The sequence below is a fragment of the Synechococcus sp. RS9916 genome, from assembly GCF_000153825.1.
In the GTDB taxonomy this organism is placed as follows: Bacteria; Cyanobacteriota; Cyanobacteriia; order PCC-6307; family Cyanobiaceae; genus Synechococcus_C.
In genome coordinates, this window is record NZ_DS022299.1 from 1,293,858 (window position 1) to 1,313,628 (window position 19,771).

Genomic DNA, 19,771 nt, shown 5'->3' on the forward strand with positions numbered 1-19,771 from the left:
TCGGGGCAGGCTTAATCAGGAATTGTTCCGATGCGTCGTCTCTTTGCCCTTGCGCTTTCGGCCCTTCTTGTCTTCGGCTTCGCTCCGGTTGCCAAGGCAGATGTGGCAGGTTTGACCCCCTGCTCCGAAAGTGCCCGTTTCCAGCAGCGCGCTAGCGCAGCCGCCACTCCTCAGGCCAAAGCCCGCTTCGAGATGTACAGCCAGGCTGTCTGCGGTGAGGACGGCCTTCCCCACCTCATCGTTGATGGTCGTTGGAGCCACGCCGGTGATTTCGTGTATCCCGGCCTGATGTTCCTCTACATCACCGGCTGCATCGGCTGGGCTGGTCGTGAGTATCTGAAAGCAACTCGCGGCACTAAAGATCAGTACACCAAAGAGATCCAAATTGATCTCAAGCTTGCTCTGAAGAGCTGCATCGCTGCCGCAAGCTGGCCCCTTGCTGCCTTCGGTGAGTTCACCAGCGGCAAACTGCTTGAGAGCGACGACAAGGTGACCGTTTCACCTCGCTGAATCCTTCCTTATTCCAGCCACTTCGCTTCCCCTCACGATGCAGAAATTTCTCACCACAGCTCCGGTTGTTGCGGCCATCTGGTTCACTCTCACTGCCGGAATTTTGATCGAGTGGAACCGCTTCTTCCCTGATCTCCTTTTCCACCCCATGTGATCCACGGATCCATCAGAAAAGGGCCCTCAGGGGCCCTTTTTTTGTGCTGATCAGCAGGGATGCATTCAGCGAGCGTTCAAGCAAGGGAGGTTCCCTGCAAACCCATCAGACGTTCCAGTTCAGCTAAGGCAAGCTCGAGATCGTCATTCACCACGACAGCATCGAATTCCGCCTGAGCCTCCAACTCCTGACGGGCCCGTGCCAACCGCTTTTGAATCGCCTCTTCAGAGTCGGTACCTCGACCGCGGATGCGTTGCTCCAGCTCGTCAAAGCTGGGAGGTGCCAGGAAAATTTGAAATGCCTGAGGAAACGAACGACGCACTTGTCGGGCGCCCTCCAACTCGATTTCCAGAAGCACCGGCGAGCCCTCAGCCAATTGAGCCTCCACTGGCTGACGGGGAGTGCCGTAACAATTGCCGGCAAACTCGGCCCACTCCAGCAGGCCTCCTTCCGCCACAAGGGCATCAAAACGCTCGCGCGTATGAAAGAAGTAATGCTGCCCGTCCCGCTCGCCATCACGAGGAGCTCTGGTGGTGGCTGAAACCGACAACCAGAGGCTGGGATGACGCTCACGTAAACGCGTCACAAGAGTGCCCTTGCCCACTCCGCTGGGCCCGGTGAGGACCGTGAGCCGCGCGGATGTCTCGGTTAGGGCCATGGATCGCCTCAGATCGCCCAGCAGGGTAGGAAGGCATGCTGCTCTGCAGGATCCGTCTCACCTGCCATGGGATTGCCCTCACCCCAGGTCATGGATTTCACCACCCTAAGGGCGGTGGTCAACGACCTGCGCGGCAGGATCCTGCCCAGTCGGTTTGAGAAAGCCCAACAGGCCGATGGCCAGACCTTGCAGTTGGGGTTCCGCACCCTGAAGGGCATGGTGTGGCTTGAACTGAGTTGGCGGGCGGACTGCCCGCGGCTGATCCAGATCCCAGCCCCACCGAAACAGGGCAGCGGCAGCACTCTGGCCCAACAAACCCAACACAGCCTCCGGCAGCTGGCCTTGGTCGCCATCGAGCAGCAGGACTTTGAACGGGTGGTCTGCTTCGACTTCGCTAGTCGGCCCGGTGATCCAGTCCAACGAAGGCTTGTGCTCGAGTTGATGGGTCGCCACAGCAATCTGCTGCTGCTGGATGAACGCCAGCGGGTCATTGCCATCGGACGGCAAGTGCGGGATCACCAATCCAGGGTTCGCCCGATCAGTACCGGAGACCCGTATTCCCCTCCACCCCCATTGCAGGGCAGACCACCTGACGAGGCCGAGAGCTTCGAGCGCTGGAAGCAACGCCTCAGCCTGCTGCCGATTCCCCTGTCCAAAGCACTGCCGCAGGCGTATCAGGGCATCAGTCCAGCGCTCTCGCGCCAACTGGCCGGTGAACGGGTGAAGCGCTCCGTGGAGACCCTTGAGGCCAGCGACTGGGAACAGCTGCACACCCAGTGGCAGCAATGGCTGCAATGCCTCCACGACAACCGCTTCGCCCTGCGCCGCACTGATGGGAGCACCTATCAAGTCTGGGGAGCGGGCAAGGATGCCACCAGCTCAGGTGAGGACGTGCCCCTCAGCCTGGCGCTGGGCCACTTCTACAGCGACCACCTGCAGGGCCGCGAGCTGCGACGCCACAGCGATGAACTGCGCCAGCAACTGGCAGCGGCTCGCCAACGCGAACAGGAGCAGCTTCAAGATCAGACGAACAGGCTCCTCGCAACAGAGAACGCTGACGCTCTGCAGCAGGAGGCCGATGCCCTCCTCTGCCACGCCAATCCCAGCAGGGAACAGATTGATCGGTCCCAGACGCTCTATCGCCGGGCGAAAAAACTGCGCCGTGCCGTCCCCCTGCTGGAAGAGCGCATGCGCCACCACGAGCAGCGCCTGACCCTGATCGACGGAAGCGAGGCCTTCCTGGACGACGTGCTCGCTGCGGATTGGGATCGCAGTGAAGAACGCATCAGAAGACTGCAAGAACTGCGCCTCGAGGCCCAGGATCTGCTGGCCCCTCGTCAACGCCGCCGGGCCCATCAGAGCAACATGCGAGCGTCGTCCCAGCCCCAGCCCCTGGAGTTGACATCACCTGGAGGACTGACGATTCAGGTGGGGCGCAACCATCGACAAAACGACTGGATCAGCCTGCGACAGGCCCGTCCAGGCGACCTCTGGTTCCATGCCCAGGAATGCCCCGGTAGCCACGTGGTGCTGAAAGCATCCAATGGGCTTGCCGAAGACGGCGATCTCACCTTGGCAGCAGACATGGCGGCCCTGTTCAGTCGCGCCCGGGGGAATCGCCACGTCCCTGTAGTGATGGTGCCTGTAGAACAGCTACAGCGCATCGTTGGTGCCGGCCCCGGGACTGTGCGCCATCGGGGCGGGCGGGTGTGCTGGGCCGAACCGGAGCGCGCCGAACAGCAGCTCAAGGCCGGAGAACTTCTAGCCTGAGCCCAGCACAGGCCAGCCCTTCTGAGCTCTCCCGACCCGACCGATCAGCCGGACGCCAGCCCGCAGCCCCTGCAGCCACCGCCCCCCATTCGGATTGGTGCGGCCAGCGGGGAGGACCTGCCTGGCGATCAGGAGATGCCCCTAGTGGACCATCTCGAGGAATTGCGCCAGCGAGTGTTGCGCAGTCTTGTGGCGGTGGTGGTGGCCGCTCTCGCCTGTTTGGTGGCGGTGAAACCGCTGGTGCGACTGCTGGAGGAACCCGCTGGGGCCATTCACTTTCTCCAGCTGGCCCCGGGAGAGTTTCTATTCGTGTCGTTCAAGGTGGCGGGGTATGCCGGCCTCACCCTGGCCCTGCCTTACATCCTCTATCAGGTTTTGGCCTTTGTGCTGCCGGGCCTGACCCGCAGCGAACGACGTTTGATCGCTCCGGCCGTGGCGGGGTCAGCGGTGTTGTTCCTTGCCGGAATCGCATTTTCCTGGTGGGCCCTGGTTCCAGCCGCACTGCGTTTTCTGGTGAGCTACGGCGCTGACGTCGTGGAACCGCTTTGGTCGATCGAGCGCTACCTCGACTTTGTGTTGCTGCTGATGCTGGCGACCGGTCTTGCCTTCCAGCTGCCAGTGCTGCAGTTGCTGCTTGGACTGTTTGGCCTTGTGACCTGGAACCGCATGCTGGCGGCCTGGCGGTGGGTGGTGCTTGCGGCGGCGCTGGCAGGAGCAGTCCTGACGCCATCGACGGACCCGGTGACGATGCTTCTCCTTGGCGGAGCGATCACAGCGCTTTACCTGATCGGCGTGGGGCTAGTGGCCTTCACCCAGGGATTCAAATCAGAAACTCCTCAAGACGCTCAGCCCCCTCAAGCGGCAGGCTGAGGGCCTTCCCTAATCGGGGACGGTCCTTGGTGCTGCTGAGCCAATCACGGGCGACGTCCGCTTGAGCTAAACGATTCACAACATCCACAACCTGGGCGATGTGCTCCCGATAGGCCGCTTCATCAAGGGGAAACGACTGCTGTTCCAGGTAGGCCCACATCACCTGCAGGTAGAGGCGACCGCGACGCACCACCAATTGCAAGTCGTAACTCGCCTGCCATCGCTGCTGAAGACAGCCAATCACCTCATCAACAGTGAGCGGTTCAGGGGCTTCAGCAGAACGGACGTCAAGCACGGAATGGCCGCAACAAACAATCGGTAAAGCCCTGTCGCCACAAAGCGTGGCAGGACCCTTTGGCATCCATAATGGTCGCCATTCAGTGACGGTTGATCACCCGCCATGACCCAAGCCTCCTCGAGCGATGTGCCCGGAATGGGTCGTCGGCAGTTCATGAATCTGCTGACCTTCGGCTCTGTGACTGGCGTTGCCCTGGGTGCTCTTTATCCGGTCGCCAACTACTTCATCCCCCCCCGCGCCGCTGGTGGCGGCGGTGGCACCAGTGCCAAGGATGAGCTCGGAAATGCCGTCACCGCATCTGGTTGGCTGAGCAGTCACCCAGCTGGCGACCGCAGCCTGGTGCAAGGCCTCAAGGGTGACCCCACCTACCTGATCGTTGAAGGCGACGACGCCATCGGCAGCTACGGCATCAATGCGATCTGCACCCACCTGGGCTGCGTGGTGCCCTGGAACAGCGGCGCCAACAAGTTCATGTGCCCCTGCCACGGCAGCCAGTACGACGCCACGGGCAAGGTGGTGCGTGGTCCCGCTCCCCTCTCCCTGGCCCTGGCCAACGTGAGTGTCGAGAACGACAACGTGTTCGTGAGCCAGTGGACCGAAACCGACTTCCGCACGGGCGAGAAGCCCTGGTGGGCCTGATCAACCCAACCGTTTCTCCCATCCCCTCCCGCTCCTCGTCCCCCATGCGTCGCCTCCTTTCACCTCTCTTCGCCGCACTGATCGTCGGCGTAGCCGTGTTGACGGCTCCCACTGCCTCCTGGGCCTACCCCTTCTGGGCTCAGCAGAACTACGAGGCACCGCGTGAAGCCACCGGCAAGATCGTTTGTGCCAACTGCCACCTGGCCAACAAGACCACGCAAGTGGAACTTCCCCAGTCGGTACTTCCCGACACGGTGTTCAAGGCAGCCGTGAAGATCCCCTACGAAAACGGCCTTCAGGAGATCGGTGCTGACGGCAGCCAGGTTCCCCTTCAGGTGGGTGCCGTGGTGCAGCTTCCTGATGGCTTCACCCTGGCTCCCCAGGAGCGTTGGACCGACGAAATCAAGGAAGAGACCGAAGGCGTCTACTTCACCCAATACAGCGACGATCAGCCCAACATCCTGCTGGTGGGCCCCATCTCTGGTGACGAGCACCAGGAAATCGTTTTCCCAATCCTGTCGCCCGATCCCGCCGCTGACAGCAGCATTCACTTCGGCAAGTACCAGGTGTTTGTGGGTGGCAACCGTGGCCGCGGTCAGGTGTATCCCACCGGTGAGAAGAGCAACAACACCGTCTTCACCGCTCCGGCTGCAGGCAGCGTCAGTGCGATCGCCCCTGGTGACAACGGCACCAGCGTGGTGACCATCAAGGCTGCCGACGGCACCACCACCGACGAAACCATCCCCGTCGGCCCCGAGTTGATCGTGGCTGTTGGTGACCAAGTCGAAGCTGGTGCTCCTCTGACCAACGACCCGAACGTGGGTGGCTTTGGCCAGATGGACGGTGAGATTGTTTTGCAGAACCCTGTTCGGATCTATGGCCTGCTGGCCTTCTTCGCCGCCGTGGCTCTGGCCCAGATCATGCTGGTGCTGAAGAAGAAGCAGGTTGAAAAGGTCCAGGCTGCTGAGGGTGTCTGATCACCATGGCTTTTGAAGCCCTCCTTCCCCTGGTGGCTCTCCAGTCGCCAGGGGAATTTTTGCCTTTCACCAGAGACTGGGTCCTGCCGCTTCGCTGGTACGGACTCCTGATTGCCCTGGCGGTTCTGGTGGGCCTCAACCTCTCCAGCTGGCTGGCCAAGCAACGCAACCTTGAGCAAGGCCTGATCAGCGATCTACTGCCGATCCTGGTGCTGGCAGCCGTGATTGGAGCACGGATCTATTACGTCACCTTTGAGTGGCCGAACTACGCCGCCAACCCCTTCAAGGCTTTTGCCATCTGGGAAGGCGGCATTGCCATCCACGGTGCACTGCTGGCAGGAACGATTGCGGTCATTCTCTTTTGCCGCTGGAGGCGACAACCGTTCTGGGATGTGCTCGATGTGTTGGTGCCCTCAGTCGCTCTCGGCCAGGCCATCGGCCGCTGGGGAAATTTCTTCAATGGCGAAGCCTTCGGTGTGCCCACCGACCTTCCCTGGAAGCTCTTGATCGAGAGCGTTCCTCGCAACGTGCAGAGAATCTTCCCGGAAGCCCAATATTTCCATCCCACCTTTCTTTACGAATCACTTTGGAACCTGGCTGTGTTCGCGCTGCTGATGGTGCTGTTCCTCAAAGCCAAACAGGAGGGAGGCCTACGTCTTCCTGCCGGTGCCCTGAGCTGCATCTATCTGCTCAGCTACAGCTGCGGACGGCTTTGGATCGAAGGGCTGAGGATTGACCCCCTCTGCCTTGGTGGCCTGCCCCCGTTCTGCGAGGGGGGCTTGCGCATGGCTCAGGTGATGAGTTTGGGCCTAATGATTGTGGCTGCAGCTGGGCTCTGGTGGCTCTACGTCCGTCACAACGACCTGCCTGATCCCGGGCTTCGCAACGGTTCTTCCACATGACCTCCTCCTCCAGCGCTGAGCCCTCCACCATCGCCATTGTTGGCGCCGGGCCTGGAGCTCCTGATCTGCTGACCCGACGAGCAGAAGACCGCCTTCGAGCTGCGGATGTGTTGATCTGGACTGATTCTCTGGTCTCCCCTCAGATCGCAGCCCTGGCTCCCGAAGGCTGCGAACGCATTCGCACCAGCACTCTCACCCTTGAAGATGTGCTGCCGCTGATGATCGATCGCGCCCGTCAGGGCCTGCGGGTGGTGCGTCTGCACGATGGTGATCCCTGCCTGTATGGAGCTCTTTCAGAACAGGTCTGCAGTCTTGCCGATGCTGGCATTGCGGTCGAAGTGGTCCCCGGACTCAGTGCTTACCAAGCCACCGCATCAGCCTTAAGCGCCGAACTCACCATTCCAGGAGTGGTTCAGACCATCGTGCTCAGCCGTGCAGGCGGTCGCACCGGTGTGCCTGAGGCAGAAGATCTGAGCAATCTGGCGAGGCTTAAAGCGTCTCTCTGCCTGTATCTCAGTGCCCGCCATGTGGACGAGGTTCAAGCCACCCTTCTCGAGCACTACCCGGCAGACACTCCCGTCGCGATTGGCTACCGGGTGAGCTGGCCCGACCAGTGGCTGAACGTGGTGCCCCTGAATCAGATGGCAGCGGTCTCCAAGGAACGTCAGCTGATTCGAACCACGCTTTATGTAGTCAGTCCAGCCCTCGCCAACCAGGGCGAGCGATCCAAGCTTTACTCCCCCTCCCACGACCACCTCTTCCGCCCACAAGCCAGCTGAGGGAAGGGCACCGGTGGTGGTCTAAGATCTTCTGGTGCGGGCGATTAGCACAGTGGTAGCGCACTTCCTTCACACGGAAGGGGTCACTGGTTCGAATCCAGTATCGCCCATGACATTGGTGAGTTCAGTCAGGGAAATGGCTGAGCTTGTTGATCAACCAACAGACAAAGCTTTGCTTTGCCATTAAGTTCTCGGTGATCAAGTGAGGGTGCCTACGCCGATGGCGAGTCGCGATTCATTCTCCGTCGACCCCCAAAGTGACGCCCAGCAGGAGGTCATCACTGACCTGCAGCACGTGGGACAAGCTCTGCAGCGTGCTCGCGAGGCACAGGGCTTGACCCTTCACCAGCTGGCCGACGCCCTTCACATGGGGGACGAACAGCTGAAAGCCCTGGAGACCGGCGACAGGGACCACCTGGCAGAAACTGTGTTCGTGCGCGCCACAGTGCGCCGAGTGGCCAGCAAGCTGCGACTGGACCCTGAACCGCTCATCGCCGCCCTGCAGTCGTTGGACGGCCCAAACCCCTCGCATCGTCAGAGTGGCAGCGGCAGGACTGACGCTGCCAAAACCCAAACCCGCCCTCAACAAGAACCACCTGCTGGCCGTCGCAGAGGGTGGCTCCGGGTGGCCACCGCAGCCACTGCCATCGTGGCCACCATTGCAGCAGGCTGGAGCTGGGGACAAAGCACCCTTCTCCGTCAGGCCAAAGAGAACGAAGCGGCTCCATCAGACGCGAGCTCTTTGGGTGCGTCCAAGCCCCTGAGCCAAGCCAGCGCGCCGATCAACGCAGCCCCCACGTCACCTCAAACGCTGACCATCCACACCAGCCAACCCAGCTGGATTGCCGTGCGCAATCAAGACGGCGAGGAGTTGTTTGCAGGGATGTTGGACAAGGAAAAAACCTTTGCCGCCAGTGAAGGGCTTGAGATTTACGCCGGTCGACCTGACCTGGTCAGCGTCAAGAGTGCGGGAAATCAGCAGAGTCCACTGGGACCAATTGATCAAATTCGCTGGTATCGGATCAGCGCTGCACCCGAACCGATAAATCCAACCCTGTAACGTCCTTCACCACCGGCGCACAACTTTCCAAACTCCACTGCTCCAAACTGAGGTTCTGGTTTAAGCGTTCCGGGATCAGGGCCACATCCAAGGCACCTTTTGACGTGAAGGTGCGGATCGAAGCGATCACGGGTTCTGGACGACGATCCAGGGCAGCTGCCAGGCGGAGCAGCAGAGCCATTTCTGAAACAGTTCGCCGTTCTTCGCGGGTCTGCAGAGCCTGCCAGGCTTCATGACGCTTCTTGGGAAGACTGCGGCGGTGATAACGAGCAATCGCCGCGACCATCACATGCTCGGTTTCTGAGTACCCGAGCAGCTCTCCATGACGGATGAGATACCAAGAATGCTTGTGGTACGCACTGAGATTGATGTGCTGACCGCAGGAATGAAGCATCGCCGCAGCCCAGAGCAACTCCCTTCCGGGACCAGGGTCACGATGCAACACCCCAACGGTGTTGTCGTACAAGGCAAGGGCATGGCTAGCGACCCGCTCGGCCCGGGGGCGATCCACAGCGAAACGCTGCACCTGGTGAATCACCGTGCGTTGACGAATGCTGCTTTGAAAACTGAAGCGATCTTCCAGAAGGCCCTGACGCAGCATCCAATCAACGATCAACCCCTCCCGCAGAGCCCTCTCACTCAGCACCATCTCCTCTACACCGAGCATCTGCATGGTGGTTTGCAGAATCAGAGCGCCCGGGACGATAATTTCTGCCCGGCGGTCATTGATAGGTGAAAGCGCTTTGCGCTCCTCAGGGGTGAGAACCACCAACTTGTCCACCACCTGCTCAAGCCTCTCACGGGCAATGCGATAACCGTGCAACTTGCGCGGCGCGCGATCGTCGTGACTTGCCGCCAGGGCACCGATGGCCATGGCCGTTCCGCTGGTGGCCACCAACACCGGCTGCTCACCAGCATGAAGCCGGCGGCGCACCTTATCGACAGCAGGCTCCAATGAGCCCTGGATGTAAGCGCGAAGGAACGCCTGGCTTTGCGCTGGCAACGGATCCTCCGTGACGAAATCCCGCTGCAATCGCACCGCTCCGATCCGGGTGCTGGTGAGCGCCCTGGCATCACGGCCATCCGCCAGGATCAATTCAGTCGATCCGCCACCGATATCCAGCAAAAGGTGGGGACGGTCGCCGAACGACATGCCGGATAACACGCCCAGATAGATCAGCCGTGCTTCTTCAGGACCACTGACCAGATCAACGTCCAGATCAAGCTCATCCTTGATCTGTTGAAGAAAGTCACGCCCGTTGGGAGCTTCACGCACAGCGCTGGTGGCGGCCGTGACGATTTGCTCCACCTGGTGGCTCGCCGCTAGTTCAGTGAACTGACGCAGGGCATCCATCCCCCGGGTGATCGCCGCCTCGCAGAGATGGCCTGTGACTGGATCCCGCTCCCCAAGCCTGGTGGTGGATTTCTCCGCCAGCACGATGCTGAAGGTGCGCAGATTGGGGTCGACTGCCGCCACCAGCAGGTGGGTGGAGTTGGTGCCGATGTCGATTGCAGCGACCCGCCTCAAGCTGGATCCTGCTGCGCCCGGGATGGTGTCGGATGTCGCGGCATCGGCACCTGTCATCAGCGCTGAACGGCTAACCAGAGCCACTCTGCCACTGGCTGCCGTCAGGAAGGCCAAGGTGTCTAAGGTTTTTTGAAACTTCTCTCGACGTGACCGGCGCCCTGCCACGCCAGCAACCAACAGCTCTCGCCAGCTGGTTCCAGCTGTTGCGTTGGAACAAACCCAGCGGTCGCTTGATCCTGCTGATCCCCGCGGGATGGAGCCTCTGGCTGACTCCGACTGCCCCCCCTTCACCGTGGTTGGTGCTGTTGATTGTGGTGGGAGGCCTAACGGTGAGCGCCGCCGGCTGCATTGCCAATGACCTCTGGGATCGGCGCCTTGATCGGGAAGTGGAGCGCACCAAAGGAAGGCCGCTGGCGCGAGGTGGGCTTTCGGTGCCGGTGGCCGTCGCCTCACTTCTGGCGCTATTGGTGCTAAGCCTGCTGGTGGTCCTCGGTCTGCCGACCGCAGGACGCAGCCTTTGCCTTGGGCTGGCTGTGATGGCCCTGCCTCCGATCCTGCTCTACCCCTCAGCCAAACGCTGGTTTGCTTTCCCGCAGGCCGTTTTGGCCATCTGCTGGGGCTTTGCCGTGTTGATTCCTTGGGCTGCTGCAGAGGGAACGATGAGGGCGTCACCGGCCTTGCTGCTCTGCTGGCTGGCCACCCTCACCTGGACCTTCGGCTTCGACACGGTTTATGCCATGGCCGACCGGCCAGACGACCGAAAACTGGGTCTGCGCAGCAGTGCCCTCAGCCTGGGCAGACATGCCGTGACCGCGGTGCAGATTTCCTACGCCATCTGCCTGATCGCTCTGGCTCTTGCAGCGGTCAGTGCCGGAACCGGCACAGCCTTCTACCCGTGTTGGCTGCTCGCCGCCGCGGGCATGGTGGTGGAAACCCGGAAGCTACAACCGCTCAGCCAGCAGCCAATGGGGGTCTACGGACGCCACTTTAAACATCAGGTCTGGCTTGGCAGCTTGCTGCTGCTGGGATTGGTGCTGGCTGGGCTGCAGGGATGAGGCAGTCGGCACCTCCACTGAAGGCAGGGGACCTGGTGGGCGTTGTCGCCGCCAGCTCGGCATACGACGATCTCCAACCCTTGGCCGCAGGCCTTGAACTACTCCGCAGCTGGGGACTGCAAGCCAACAATCAGTCCATCCCGGTGCGCCGCTGGGGCTACCTGGCGGGAACCGACCAGGAACGGATCGCTGATCTGCAATGCCAGCCATCTCCGGCCTTACTGGCGTGTGCCCGTGGAGGCTGGGGCGCCGCAAGACTGCTGGAACATCCCATCCCGTGGAATCCAGGCTGGTTACTGGGATTTTCCGACGTCACCGCCCTGCTCTTGGCCCGCCAGAGCGCAGGCCTGGATGGCGGCATTCACGGCCCCTTGCTCAGCACCCTGGCGGCGGAACCGATCTGGAGTCAGGAGCGGCTAAGGGCGCTGCTCTTCGGGGAACCACTGGCAGACCTGCAGGGCCAATCCTGGGGGAAGGGTGCGGCCAAAGGGCCGCTGATCGCCGCCAATCTGACCGTGGCGTCTCATCTGCTCGGCAGCCCGCACATGCCCGATCTCACAGGGGCGATCCTGATTCTGGAAGACGTCGGCGAACTCCCCTACCGGTTGGATCGCATGCTCACCCACTGGCGACTGACGGGGACGCTGCAGCGCCTTGGCGGCATTGGTTTTGGCCGCTTCAGCGGCTGTGAAGATGACGATCAGCGCCCCGGCTTCAGCTGGGTTGAGGTGCTGAAAGAACGCACCTGTGATCTCGGTATCCCCGTGGTCGGGAATCTTCCTGTCGGCCATGGGCCGGAAGGCAACGCAGCCTTGCCGATGGGGCGACCTGCGCTCCTCGATGGAGACCACGGACTGCTCAGGCTCCTCTGAGCGACAGAACAGCCTCTGCCACCACCAAATCAAACGGTGTCGTGACCTTGATATTGGCGGGTCCGGCATCCAGCACCGTCACATCCCAACCAAGCCGTTCATAAAGGGAGGCATCGTCCGTGACCTCCCAGCCGCGCCGACAGGCCTCCGCATGGCCTTCCCGCAACTGGTCAACCGCAAACCCCTGGGGCGTCTGCGCCGCCCAAAGTTCGGAACGATCAGGGGTTGCCGTGATCAACCCCTTGGGATTGACCCGCTTGATCGTGTCCGTGACCGGGGTCGCTGCGATCACAGCCTCTCCGGCCATCACGGCCTGAGCACAGCGATTGAACAGGTCGGGTTCCGCCAGGCAACGGGCGCCGTCATGGATCAGCACATGCTCCGCACCCGCCGGCAACCCCGCCAGGCCGCGCAAGACCGACTCCTGACGGGTACGACCTCCTTCAATCCAGCAAATGGGCTTGGATCCGGCCCGTGGCGCCGCCGCAGCGGTGATGTCTGCAATGGCCTCACGATCACCGACCTGACCGACGATGCCGATCCAAGCAATGGCCTCGGCCTGGAGCGCCGCCTCCAAAGTCCAGGCCAGCACAGGCCTCTTCAACAACGGCAACAGCAGCTTGTTGCGGTCAGCCCCCATGCGACGACCACTTCCGGCGGCGGCAATCAACAGATGCACAAGCGACTCCTGCGGCCGGCAGGGGGAAACGGCCTCCATACAATCAGCTCGCACCCTTCTTGTGCTGCTGGTCCATGCGTCTTCTTGCCCTCTCTCCGGGGAGTCTTCAGCAGCAACTCGAACGGCTGCCCGCCATTGCCACCGCCGCTGAGCAGCTCAAGGCCACTGTGCAGGTGGCTTGCCCGCTGGCGCACCGCCAGGCCTGGGAACTCGTGCCAGCGGTTGAGAAGGTGATTCCCTTCAACTTCGATGAAGGCTCCACCCTGGCGGACTGGGCCAACCTGCTGGGCTGCGTGCGCGAGCCCGATTTCCAGGTCTGCTTCAACTTCGCCAGCGGACGGCAAGTGAATCTGATGCTGGGCATGAGCCACATCCCCACCCGGATTGCCCTCGATGGTTTCGCCACCACTGAGCAGGTGCAACTGGGCTCTGGCTGGACAGCCCAGCAACCGAGTGGATTTCTTCAGGCCATCGGCCTGACCCTGGATGCCGACCGCTTCCGCCTGTCCCTGCCCGCCAAGAGCCTGGACACAGTGCGCGCTGAGCAGCCCCGCGGGGACGGCCCCTTGCTGCTGATGGCCCCCGGCGGACAGGACAACGACTGGCCGGAGAGCCATTGGCGCGCCCTGCCAGACACCATCCGGAAACGCCTGCCTTCACTGCGCTCCCAACAGCTCACGAACGGCGGCAAACTGCAGACCCGTGCAGCCCAGGTGGCTTGCTCCGATGTGGTGTTGAGCAGCTGCCCCGTCACCCAATTGCTGGCGGTCTTTGCTGGCGTGCCACTGGTGGCACTGGGGGCAGACGCCACGGAGATGCCCCAACGCGAAGGTCTGCGCTGTCTTGGCGACAGCAGGATGGGTCTTGGTCAGCTCAGTGAAGAGGATGTGTTGACCGCCCTCGGCTTCGGATGACGCCGCGGCGGTTGCGCTCCAACCTGCGACTTCTCACCCAACCCTGGATCGGACCGATCCTGGCTTTGATCACCGTGATCTGCGGTGGAGCCCTCGGGTATCGCATCACCGAAGGCTGGGACTGGGGAGACTGCTTCTGGATGGTGCTGATCACCATCAGCACCATCGGCTACGGCGAAGTGGAACCGCTCTCCACCGCTGGACGGCTGGTGACTGTGCTGATCATTGGCGGCGGTGTGGTGGTGGTGCAGCTGACGATTCAGCGGCTCCTCGGTTTGGCGGAATCCGGTTACTTTCGCCAGTTGCGTGCTTTGCGCTTTCGCCGCAAACTCCGGCGCATGCACGACCACGTCATCATTTGCGGGTATGGCCGCATCGGCCGCGAGATCGGCGAGCAACTCCTGCAAGACAACATTCAGGTGCTGGTCGTGGAGCTTGATGCACAACGCATCCAAGCGGCCAAGGAAAGGGGGCTGCGCGTGCTCGAAGCCGATGCCACCAGCGACGAAACGCTTCTGGAAGCAGGCCTCCATCGCTGCCGCAGCCTGGTCGCTGCACTACCAAGCGATGCCGCCAACCTCTACGTCGTGCTGAGCGCCAGAGGCCTGCAGCCCAGCTGCCGCCTGATCACACGGTCTGACAGCGAAGAGGCCGCAGCCAAGCTCAAACTTGCCGGAGCCAGTGTGGTGGTCAGCCCATACGTGGCGGGTGGTCGCGTGATGGCAGCTTCAGCGCTCCGCCCGCTGGCCGTGGATTTCATGGAGCTGTTGATGGGCTCCGATTGCGAAATCGAGGAATTCCAACTCAGCAGCGCCCCGGATCGGCTTGAGAACCTCTCCGGTCGCACCCTGTCTGAGCTGCAATTGGGACGCCGCAGCGGGGCCATGGTGCTGGCGATCCGTGACCAGGGGAGACTGGTGGCGAATCCAGGCGGAGAGATGCGTTTAGAGCCTGGACAGCTGCTTGTGGTGCTGGGCAGCAAGGAGCAGCTCCTGCGCTTCCGCGACCTCCTGGGAAGCTCCGTCGACATGGTAGAGACCATGGGTCGATCCAGCACCGCTTGAGTCCTGGTGGGATCAATCTCTACGATCCAGCCACCGCGGAGACTTCCATGACGACCCACGCCTCCCTCGCCGGCCAGACGGCTCTGGTGACTGGAGCCAGCCGAGGCATCGGTCGCGCCGTTGCCCAGGCGCTGGCCGAAGCCGGGGCTGAAGTTGTCGTGAACTACGCCAGCTCACCCGATGCTGCGGAGTCCGTGGTGAATGAGATCACCGCGGCAGGAGGGAAGGCCTACGCCCTGCAGGCCAACGTGGCCGATGAAGACGCCGTTGACGGGTTAATCAAAACGGTGCTCGAGCGCAGTGGCCGCATCGATGTGCTGGTCAACAACGCCGGCATTACGCGGGATGGATTGTTGATGCGCATGAAGACCGCTGACTGGCAATCGGTCATCGACCTCAACCTGACCGGTGTGTTCCTTTGCACCCGTGCAGTCACCCGTCCGATGCTGAAACAAAAGAGCGGTCGGATCATCAACATCACCTCGGTGGTGGGGTTGATGGGCAATGCAGGACAGGCCAATTACGCCGCGGCCAAAGCCGGGGTTGTGGGCCTGACCCGTAGTGCCGCCAAAGAGATGGCCAGCCGCGGCATCACCGTCAACGCAGTGGCGCCTGGATTCATCGCTACCGATATGACCAAGGATCTTGATGCCGATGGCATCCTGGCGGCGATTCCTCTGGGCAGCTTCGGCACGCCGGAACACATCGCCGGCACCGTGCGTTTCCTCGCCGCAGATCCGGCTGCCGCCTACATCACCGGACAAGTGCTTCAGGTGGATGGCGGCATGGTGATGGGCTGAAGAAGGGTCCCCTGAGGACTAGCGATTGAGCAGCTTGAGCTGCTCATCGCGAAGCCGTCGGATGCGCTGCAACAGGCGCAACTTGCGGCTCCGCTCTGTGGCAGTCAGAAAGATTCGCAACGGCGCATAAATCAGCGCCATAGCGGCTGCCAGGCCGGCAATCAACGTGAACGACTGGAAGCCGGGTTCATCCATGGCCGGACCATAACGAGACGCACCAGGGGGGGCAGCATCTGGCCAGCTTCGATTCGGCTTTCCCCACCCAAAAGGTGTTTTTGAGGGTCAGCTCCCTGTGGGACATTGACTTTCGGGTATCGATTAATCATGGCCAAACTGCTGAGCTTTTCGGATGAATCCCGCGGTTCTCTCGAACGGGGGATGAATGCCCTGGCCGATGCGGTACGCGTCACCATCGGCCCCCGCGGACGCAACGTGGTGCTGGAGAAAAGCTTCGGCGCCCCCGACATTGTCAACGACGGCGACACGATTGCCCGCGAGATCGAGCTCGACAATCCTTTCGAAAACATCGGCGCCAAGCTGATCCAGCAGGTGGCCTCCAAGACCAAGGACAAGGCCGGTGACGGCACCACCACAGCCACCGTGCTGGCCCAGGCCATGGTGGAAGAAGGTCTGCGGAACACAGCTGCGGGTGCCAGCCCCATCGAACTGCGTCGCGGCATGGAGAAAGCTGCCGTCCAGGTGGTGGCGGGCTTGGCCCAGCGCAGCCAAGCGGTGAGCGGCGCTGGCATCGGCCAGGTGGCCACTGTGAGTTCCGGTGGTGACGAAGAAGTGGGTCGGATGATCTCCGAAGCCATGGAGAAGGTGAGCGTCGATGGCGTGATCACCGTCGAGGAGTCCAAGTCACTTGCCACGGAACTGGAAGTAACCGAAGGCATGGCCTTTGACCGTGGCTACAGCTCCCCCTACTTCGTAACCGACGGAGAGCGTCAGATCTGTGAATTTGAAAACGCCCTGCTGCTGCTGACCGACCGCAAGATCAGCGCCATTAACGACCTAGTTCCCGTTCTCGAAACCGTTCAAAAAACCGGAAACCCCCTGGTGGTGCTGGCGGAAGAAGTGGAAGGCGAAGCCCTCGCCACTCTGGTGGTGAACAAAAACCGCGGCGTCCTTCAGGTGGCGGCTGTTCGGGCCCCCTCCTTCGGGGAGCGGCGTAAAGCGGCCTTGGCTGACATCGCCATCCTCACCGGCGGCACCGTGATCAGCGAAGACCGTGCCATGACCCTCGACAAGGTCACCCTGGCGGACCTGGGCCGCGCCCGTCGCATCACCATCACCAAAGAAAGCACCACCATCGTGGCCAGCGATGAGCATCGTGCAGCAGTGAACGATCGCGTCGCAGCGATCAAACGCGAGCTCGAGAACACCGAATCCGAGTACGACCGCGAGAAGCTCAGTGAGCGCATCGCCAAGCTTGCTGGGGGTGTTGCGGTGATCAAGGTGGGTGCTCCCACTGAGACCGAGCTGAAAAACCGCAAACTGCGCATCGAGGATGCCCTCAATGCCACCCGGGCCGCCGTGGAGGAAGGCATCGTTGCTGGTGGTGGCTGCACCTTGATCCAGCTGGCCCAGGAGCTGGATGGCCTGGCAGCTCAGCTGCAGGGCGATCAGCGCACCGGTGTGGAGATCGTGAAGCGTGCCCTGAGCGCACCCCTGCGCCAAATCGCCATCAACGCCGGCGCCAACGGCGATGTGGTCGTCGAGGAAGTGCGCAATTCCGGCAAGGGCTTCAATGCCCTCACCGGCGGCTTTGAGGACCTGCTCCAAGCGGGCATTCTCGATGCAGCCAAAGTGGTGCGCTTGGCGCTTCAGGATGCCGTCTCGATTGCATCCCTGCTGATCACCACCGAAGTGGTGATCGCCGACAAACCTGAGCCCGCTGCTCCTGCTGCCGCTGGCGACCCCATGGGTGGCATGGGCGGAATGGGCGGCATGGGCGGCATGGGCGGCATGGGAATGCCCGGGATGATGTGAGCACCCACCGCCTGGTGCGGACGAGCGCTAGATCGAACGCACCAGGCGGGCATGAATTCTGCACACCGTGAGAGCTTCCGGGGGCGGCCTGCGACAGAGGCGCCCTAGCTCGCGGTTTAACGCCTGAAGTTCACTCATGGGCAGGCCAGCTAAGGGGACCCCGAACACGAGACCTCCTACTGCCAGAGGCAAGGGCAGAAGAGCAGCGATTCTCCGCATTGGTCTCACGCGTCTCACTTGATTCTGAGCTGTTGGTTCTTCAGAACCCGCAAACCACCGGATTCACTTCAAAGAACGGAACAGAGGCGGACTAAGCCGCCATCTGCCTGCAGTAGGCAGCCACCTGGAGATCGACACCGGTAATCGCTGTGCCCACCACCACTCCATCGGCTCCCAACGCCAGGGCTTGCGTGGCCATCCCAGCGGACGCAATCCCGCCCTCGCAGATCAAAGGCACCTGATCAGGCAACTGGGCACGGAGTGGCTCCAGTAAGGACCAGCCCGGCGGTGTCTCCGAGGCCGTCTCGTGTGTGTAGCCAAACAGGGTGGTGCCGACCCAGGCACAGCCCAAGCGTGCAGCCTCCAGGCCATTGGCGATGCTGTCCACATCCGCCATCAATGGGGCGCCCAGCTCCTCGTTCGCCCGTCGCACCAGCACTTCAAGCGATTCACCATCGGGGCGGGAGCGGGCCGTTGCATCCAGGGCCACCACATCAGCACCCGCAGCCCAGACAGCTTGAATCTCATGCCAACGGGGCGTGATGTACACCTGGCTTTCTGCAAAGGTGCGTTTCCAGAGGCCCACAATCAACGCCTCTGGGCAGCGGCGTCGCACCGCACCAATGTGCTCCGGGCTCTCCAGCCGAACCCCGATGGCACCGTTGTTCAAACTCGCCTCAGCCATCGCGGCGATCACCTCCGGCTCATGCATCGGCGAGCCCTCAGGGGCCTGCACCGACACGATCAGCCCGCCCCGCAGGCTTGCCCGATCCAATCTGACCATCATTCAGGACGCCTGAGGGAAATCATCCACAACCGTCGGCAGCCAACGGCGCAAACGCTGCAACTTGGGTGATGGCGGGGGTGGCACCTCTTGCAAAGGAGCCGGGAGAGACAGATCACTGGCTGAGACCGACGGCTCCACCGTGCTGGCGACCTCATCAAGGCACCCTTGCAATGCACTTGTGAAGCGACCCAAAACAGACGCCGGCGGAGCCGGCGCAACAGACGGTTGCTCCCCCGTGGTGTCGGGCTGGGGGAGGGAGCTCACCCCATAACGGTGGACCCACTGCTGTTCGACCCGAGCGATTTCACGCTGGTCGGCCCGGGCGCGGGCATCAATCAGCTGCTGGCGCAGGGCCTCCCGACGTCGCTGGGGGAGTGGGGCGCTGGAGGCAGTCACAGGATCAGGCAAGTTTGCGGTTGAGCAAAGGGCGAATCAGTAGAAACAGGCCCACGGTGAGCACCATCAGCACCATCAAGCAGGCATATCCGCTCACAGGGCCGTAGGGCGCCTGAAGCAGAACAGCTGACAGGTCCAAAGGACCGGCGTAGGCAGCGCGAATGGGTTCAATCGCGAAGGTAAGCGGATTCAAGGCCGCAAGCCAGCCCAACCATGGGGGCATAAACGACAGCGGCGCCAAAGCCGTGCTGGCAAACAGCAGCGGCAGGTTGGCCACAAAGATCACCGCAATCAATTCGATATGGCCGGGGAGTGCAAAGGCCAGCCCCAGACTGAGCGCCGTGACGGCAAACACCAGGAGCAGGAGGGTCAGCATCACCAGCCCAAGACCCGCCAGCCCCGGCCAGCCATAACCCAACAGGGCCGCGGTTCCCATAATCGCCAGGCTCTGAACCAGGCTGAGGGAGGTGATGTAGATCACCGACGCCAAAACAATGGAACTGCGACTGCGCAGCGGAGCCACCAGAAGACGGTTCAGGAAGCCGAATTCACGGTCAAACATCACCGGGAGCCCGGCATTGAGCGCGGCGCTGAAGGCCGTGAACACAATCACTCCCGCACCAAGAAAGCGCCCATAGCTTGTGCCTCCCGGGAGGAGCCCCTCAGGAGCACGGGAAAACAGCGCCCCAAACAGCACAAGCCAGATCAAAGGTTGCAGCACCCCCGCCACCAACGTGGAAGGACGACGCTGAAGCTGCAGAAACAGGCGGCGGGTGAGGGCCGTGGTTTCCTGCACCAGTTCAGCCAAGGGTGCGCTGGTGGCAACGGAACTGGTCATCGCGAAATCG

At 62.1% G+C, this 19,771-nt stretch carries 24 protein-coding genes and 1 tRNA gene; 16 read left to right on the forward strand and 9 right to left on the reverse strand.

Going from position 1 to position 19,771, the window contains the following annotated elements; translation table 11 throughout:
• Positions 1 to 30 precede the first annotated feature (30 nt).
• Together RS9916_RS06995 and psaJ are read left to right on the forward strand one after the other, a co-directional pair.
• Positions 31 to 510, forward strand: a complete 480-nt coding sequence (locus tag RS9916_RS06995; protein ID WP_007098611.1) for a photosystem I reaction center subunit III (PsaF) — start codon at positions 31 to 33, stop codon at positions 508 to 510.
• Between the two features lie 37 nt (positions 511 to 547).
• Complete coding sequence (gene psaJ / locus RS9916_RS07000) at positions 548 to 664, forward strand: photosystem I reaction center subunit IX (RefSeq protein ID WP_007098612.1); 117 nt, start codon at positions 548 to 550, stop codon at positions 662 to 664.
• A 76-nt stretch (positions 665 to 740) separates the two neighbouring features.
• Here the strand turns inward: psaJ and gmk are convergent, their stop codons facing one another.
• Complete coding sequence (gene gmk / locus RS9916_RS07005) at positions 741 to 1,322, reverse strand: guanylate kinase (RefSeq protein ID WP_007098614.1); 582 nt, start codon at positions 1,320 to 1,322, stop codon at positions 741 to 743.
• A 90-nt stretch (positions 1,323 to 1,412) separates the two neighbouring features.
• Between gmk and RS9916_RS07010 the strand changes: the two genes are divergently transcribed.
• Together RS9916_RS07010 and tatC are read left to right on the forward strand one after the other, a co-directional pair.
• Entirely contained in the window at positions 1,413 to 3,092 is a 1,680-nt protein-coding gene (locus tag RS9916_RS07010) for an NFACT family protein (RefSeq protein WP_232199546.1), read from the forward strand.
• Between the two features lie 135 nt (positions 3,093 to 3,227).
• Positions 3,228 to 3,962, forward strand: a complete 735-nt coding sequence (gene tatC / locus RS9916_RS07015; protein WP_007098616.1) for a twin-arginine translocase subunit TatC — start codon at positions 3,228 to 3,230, stop codon at positions 3,960 to 3,962.
• On the opposite strand, the gene RS9916_RS07020 is transcribed toward tatC, so the two are convergent.
• Positions 3,913 to 4,257, reverse strand: coding sequence for a DUF3067 family protein (locus tag RS9916_RS07020; protein ID WP_007098617.1), 345 nt, complete (start codon positions 4,255 to 4,257; stop codon positions 3,913 to 3,915). The genes tatC and RS9916_RS07020 overlap by 50 nt on opposite strands.
• Positions 4,258 to 4,362: 105 nt before the next feature.
• Here RS9916_RS07020 and petC point away from each other — a divergent pair, with 105 nt between their 5' ends.
• From petC to RS9916_RS07050, 6 genes are all read left to right on the forward strand, one after another.
• Positions 4,363 to 4,899: a cytochrome b6-f complex iron-sulfur subunit gene (petC, locus tag RS9916_RS07025; protein ID WP_007098618.1), complete on the forward strand. Its 537-nt coding sequence runs from the start codon at positions 4,363 to 4,365 to the stop codon at positions 4,897 to 4,899.
• A 44-nt stretch (positions 4,900 to 4,943) separates the two neighbouring features.
• Positions 4,944 to 5,876, forward strand: coding sequence for a cytochrome f (petA, locus tag RS9916_RS07030; protein ID WP_038023432.1), 933 nt, complete (start codon positions 4,944 to 4,946; stop codon positions 5,874 to 5,876).
• A gap of 5 nt (positions 5,877 to 5,881) precedes the next feature.
• A complete protein-coding gene (lgt, locus tag RS9916_RS07035; RefSeq protein ID WP_007098620.1) occupies positions 5,882 to 6,778 on the forward strand; it encodes a prolipoprotein diacylglyceryl transferase in 897 nt (298 codons plus the stop codon).
• Positions 6,775 to 7,557: a precorrin-4 C(11)-methyltransferase gene (gene cobM, locus RS9916_RS07040; protein ID WP_007098621.1), complete on the forward strand. Its 783-nt coding sequence runs from the start codon at positions 6,775 to 6,777 to the stop codon at positions 7,555 to 7,557. The genes lgt and cobM overlap by 4 nt, the downstream gene beginning before the upstream one ends.
• A gap of 38 nt (positions 7,558 to 7,595) precedes the next feature.
• Positions 7,596 to 7,667, forward strand: a tRNA-Val gene (locus tag RS9916_RS07045).
• 110 nt (positions 7,668 to 7,777) lie between these two features.
• A complete protein-coding gene (locus RS9916_RS07050; protein ID WP_007098622.1) occupies positions 7,778 to 8,617 on the forward strand; it encodes a helix-turn-helix domain-containing protein in 840 nt (279 codons plus the stop codon).
• Here the strand turns inward: RS9916_RS07050 and RS9916_RS07055 are convergent.
• Positions 8,580 to 10,202, reverse strand: coding sequence for a Ppx/GppA phosphatase family protein (locus RS9916_RS07055; protein ID WP_050752312.1), 1,623 nt, complete (start codon positions 10,200 to 10,202; stop codon positions 8,580 to 8,582). The genes RS9916_RS07050 and RS9916_RS07055 overlap by 38 nt on opposite strands.
• An 89-nt stretch (positions 10,203 to 10,291) precedes the next feature.
• On the opposite strand from RS9916_RS07055, the gene RS9916_RS07060 reads away from it, so the two are divergent.
• Positions 10,292 to 11,200: a 4-hydroxybenzoate polyprenyltransferase gene (locus RS9916_RS07060; protein WP_007098624.1), complete on the forward strand. Its 909-nt coding sequence runs from the start codon at positions 10,292 to 10,294 to the stop codon at positions 11,198 to 11,200.
• A complete protein-coding gene (locus RS9916_RS07065; RefSeq protein WP_007098625.1) occupies positions 11,197 to 12,072 on the forward strand; it encodes an LD-carboxypeptidase in 876 nt (291 codons plus the stop codon). The genes RS9916_RS07060 and RS9916_RS07065 overlap by 4 nt, the downstream gene beginning before the upstream one ends.
• Here RS9916_RS07065 and ispD read toward each other — a convergent pair.
• On the reverse strand, positions 12,059 to 12,751 hold the full coding sequence (gene ispD / locus RS9916_RS07070) for a 2-C-methyl-D-erythritol 4-phosphate cytidylyltransferase (protein WP_038024331.1): 693 nt from the start codon (positions 12,749 to 12,751) through the stop codon (positions 12,059 to 12,061). The genes RS9916_RS07065 and ispD overlap by 14 nt on opposite strands.
• A gap of 74 nt (positions 12,752 to 12,825) precedes the next feature.
• Between ispD and RS9916_RS07075 the strand changes: the two genes are divergently transcribed.
• From RS9916_RS07075 to fabG, 3 genes are read left to right on the forward strand one after another with little or no spacing between them, the layout of a single operon-like run.
• The gene (locus RS9916_RS07075; RefSeq protein WP_007098627.1) at positions 12,826 to 13,665 is read left to right on the forward strand and encodes a glycosyltransferase family 9 protein; all 840 of its coding nucleotides are present in this window, start codon (positions 12,826 to 12,828) and stop codon (positions 13,663 to 13,665) included.
• Positions 13,662 to 14,729, forward strand: a complete 1,068-nt coding sequence (locus RS9916_RS07080) for a TrkA family potassium uptake protein (RefSeq protein ID WP_007098628.1) — start codon at positions 13,662 to 13,664, stop codon at positions 14,727 to 14,729. The genes RS9916_RS07075 and RS9916_RS07080 overlap by 4 nt, the downstream gene beginning before the upstream one ends.
• A gap of 47 nt (positions 14,730 to 14,776) precedes the next feature.
• Positions 14,777 to 15,529, forward strand: a complete 753-nt coding sequence (gene fabG, locus RS9916_RS07085; protein WP_007098629.1) for a 3-oxoacyl-[acyl-carrier-protein] reductase — start codon at positions 14,777 to 14,779, stop codon at positions 15,527 to 15,529.
• 18 nt (positions 15,530 to 15,547) lie between these two features.
• On the opposite strand, the gene RS9916_RS14845 is transcribed toward fabG, so the two are convergent.
• Positions 15,548 to 15,724: a hypothetical protein gene (locus RS9916_RS14845; protein ID WP_007098630.1), complete on the reverse strand. Its 177-nt coding sequence runs from the start codon at positions 15,722 to 15,724 to the stop codon at positions 15,548 to 15,550.
• A 129-nt stretch (positions 15,725 to 15,853) separates the two neighbouring features.
• On the opposite strand from RS9916_RS14845, the gene groL reads away from it, so the two are divergent.
• A complete protein-coding gene (gene groL / locus RS9916_RS07090) occupies positions 15,854 to 17,521 on the forward strand; it encodes a chaperonin GroEL (protein WP_007098631.1) in 1,668 nt (555 codons plus the stop codon).
• Between the two features lie 27 nt (positions 17,522 to 17,548).
• Here groL and RS9916_RS14850 read toward each other — a convergent pair whose 3' ends face one another.
• The 4 genes from RS9916_RS14850 to RS9916_RS07105 all read right to left on the reverse strand — a co-directional run bounded on the left by RS9916_RS14850 (position 17,549) and on the right by RS9916_RS07105 (position 19,761).
• Positions 17,549 to 17,740 (reverse strand): hypothetical protein, encoded by a 192-nt coding sequence (locus RS9916_RS14850; RefSeq protein WP_071961558.1) that lies wholly within the window; start codon positions 17,738 to 17,740, stop codon positions 17,549 to 17,551.
• A 91-nt stretch (positions 17,741 to 17,831) separates the two neighbouring features.
• Positions 17,832 to 18,524, reverse strand: coding sequence for an N-acetylmannosamine-6-phosphate 2-epimerase (locus tag RS9916_RS07095; RefSeq protein ID WP_038024333.1), 693 nt, complete (start codon positions 18,522 to 18,524; stop codon positions 17,832 to 17,834).
• Between the two features lie 3 nt (positions 18,525 to 18,527).
• Positions 18,528 to 18,923, reverse strand: coding sequence for a hypothetical protein (locus tag RS9916_RS07100; RefSeq protein ID WP_156777501.1), 396 nt, complete (start codon positions 18,921 to 18,923; stop codon positions 18,528 to 18,530).
• A 4-nt stretch (positions 18,924 to 18,927) separates the two neighbouring features.
• Positions 18,928 to 19,761 (reverse strand): ABC transporter permease, encoded by an 834-nt coding sequence (locus RS9916_RS07105; protein ID WP_007098635.1) that lies wholly within the window; start codon positions 19,759 to 19,761, stop codon positions 18,928 to 18,930.
• Positions 19,762 to 19,771: the final 10 nt, after the last annotated feature.

Excerpts from the sequence above, each read along its gene's own strand:
- RS9916_RS07080 (WP_007098628.1), top strand. The coding sequence starts at position 13,662 with ATGACGCCGCGGCGGTTGCGCTCCAACCTGCGACTTCTCACCCAACCC.
- groL (WP_007098631.1), top strand. The coding sequence starts at position 15,854 with ATGGCCAAACTGCTGAGCTTTTCGGATGAATCCCGCGGTTCTCTCGAA.
- RS9916_RS14845 (WP_007098630.1), bottom strand. The coding sequence starts at position 15,724 with ATGGATGAACCCGGCTTCCAGTCGTTCACGTTGATTGCCGGCCTGGCA.
- RS9916_RS07055 (WP_050752312.1), bottom strand. The coding sequence starts at position 10,202 with ATGACAGGTGCCGATGCCGCGACATCCGACACCATCCCGGGCGCAGCA.
- RS9916_RS07095 (WP_038024333.1), bottom strand. The coding sequence starts at position 18,524 with ATGGTCAGATTGGATCGGGCAAGCCTGCGGGGCGGGCTGATCGTGTCG.
- RS9916_RS07105 (WP_007098635.1), bottom strand. The coding sequence starts at position 19,761 with ATGACCAGTTCCGTTGCCACCAGCGCACCCTTGGCTGAACTGGTGCAG.
- RS9916_RS07065 (WP_007098625.1), top strand. The coding sequence starts at position 11,197 with ATGAGGCAGTCGGCACCTCCACTGAAGGCAGGGGACCTGGTGGGCGTT.
- psaJ (WP_007098612.1), top strand. The coding sequence starts at position 548 with ATGCAGAAATTTCTCACCACAGCTCCGGTTGTTGCGGCCATCTGGTTC.
- tatC (WP_007098616.1), top strand. The coding sequence starts at position 3,228 with ATGCCCCTAGTGGACCATCTCGAGGAATTGCGCCAGCGAGTGTTGCGC.
- RS9916_RS14850 (WP_071961558.1), bottom strand. The coding sequence starts at position 17,740 with ATGCGGAGAATCGCTGCTCTTCTGCCCTTGCCTCTGGCAGTAGGAGGT.
- fabG (WP_007098629.1), top strand. The coding sequence starts at position 14,777 with ATGACGACCCACGCCTCCCTCGCCGGCCAGACGGCTCTGGTGACTGGA.
- RS9916_RS07075 (WP_007098627.1), top strand. The coding sequence starts at position 12,826 with ATGCGTCTTCTTGCCCTCTCTCCGGGGAGTCTTCAGCAGCAACTCGAA.
- RS9916_RS07050 (WP_007098622.1), top strand. The coding sequence starts at position 7,778 with ATGGCGAGTCGCGATTCATTCTCCGTCGACCCCCAAAGTGACGCCCAG.
- petA (WP_038023432.1), top strand. The coding sequence starts at position 4,944 with ATGCGTCGCCTCCTTTCACCTCTCTTCGCCGCACTGATCGTCGGCGTA.
- lgt (WP_007098620.1), top strand. The coding sequence starts at position 5,882 with ATGGCTTTTGAAGCCCTCCTTCCCCTGGTGGCTCTCCAGTCGCCAGGG.
- cobM (WP_007098621.1), top strand. The coding sequence starts at position 6,775 with ATGACCTCCTCCTCCAGCGCTGAGCCCTCCACCATCGCCATTGTTGGC.
- gmk (WP_007098614.1), bottom strand. The coding sequence starts at position 1,322 with ATGGCCCTAACCGAGACATCCGCGCGGCTCACGGTCCTCACCGGGCCC.
- RS9916_RS07010 (WP_232199546.1), top strand. The coding sequence starts at position 1,413 with ATGGATTTCACCACCCTAAGGGCGGTGGTCAACGACCTGCGCGGCAGG.
- RS9916_RS06995 (WP_007098611.1), top strand. The coding sequence starts at position 31 with ATGCGTCGTCTCTTTGCCCTTGCGCTTTCGGCCCTTCTTGTCTTCGGC.
- petC (WP_007098618.1), top strand. The coding sequence starts at position 4,363 with ATGACCCAAGCCTCCTCGAGCGATGTGCCCGGAATGGGTCGTCGGCAG.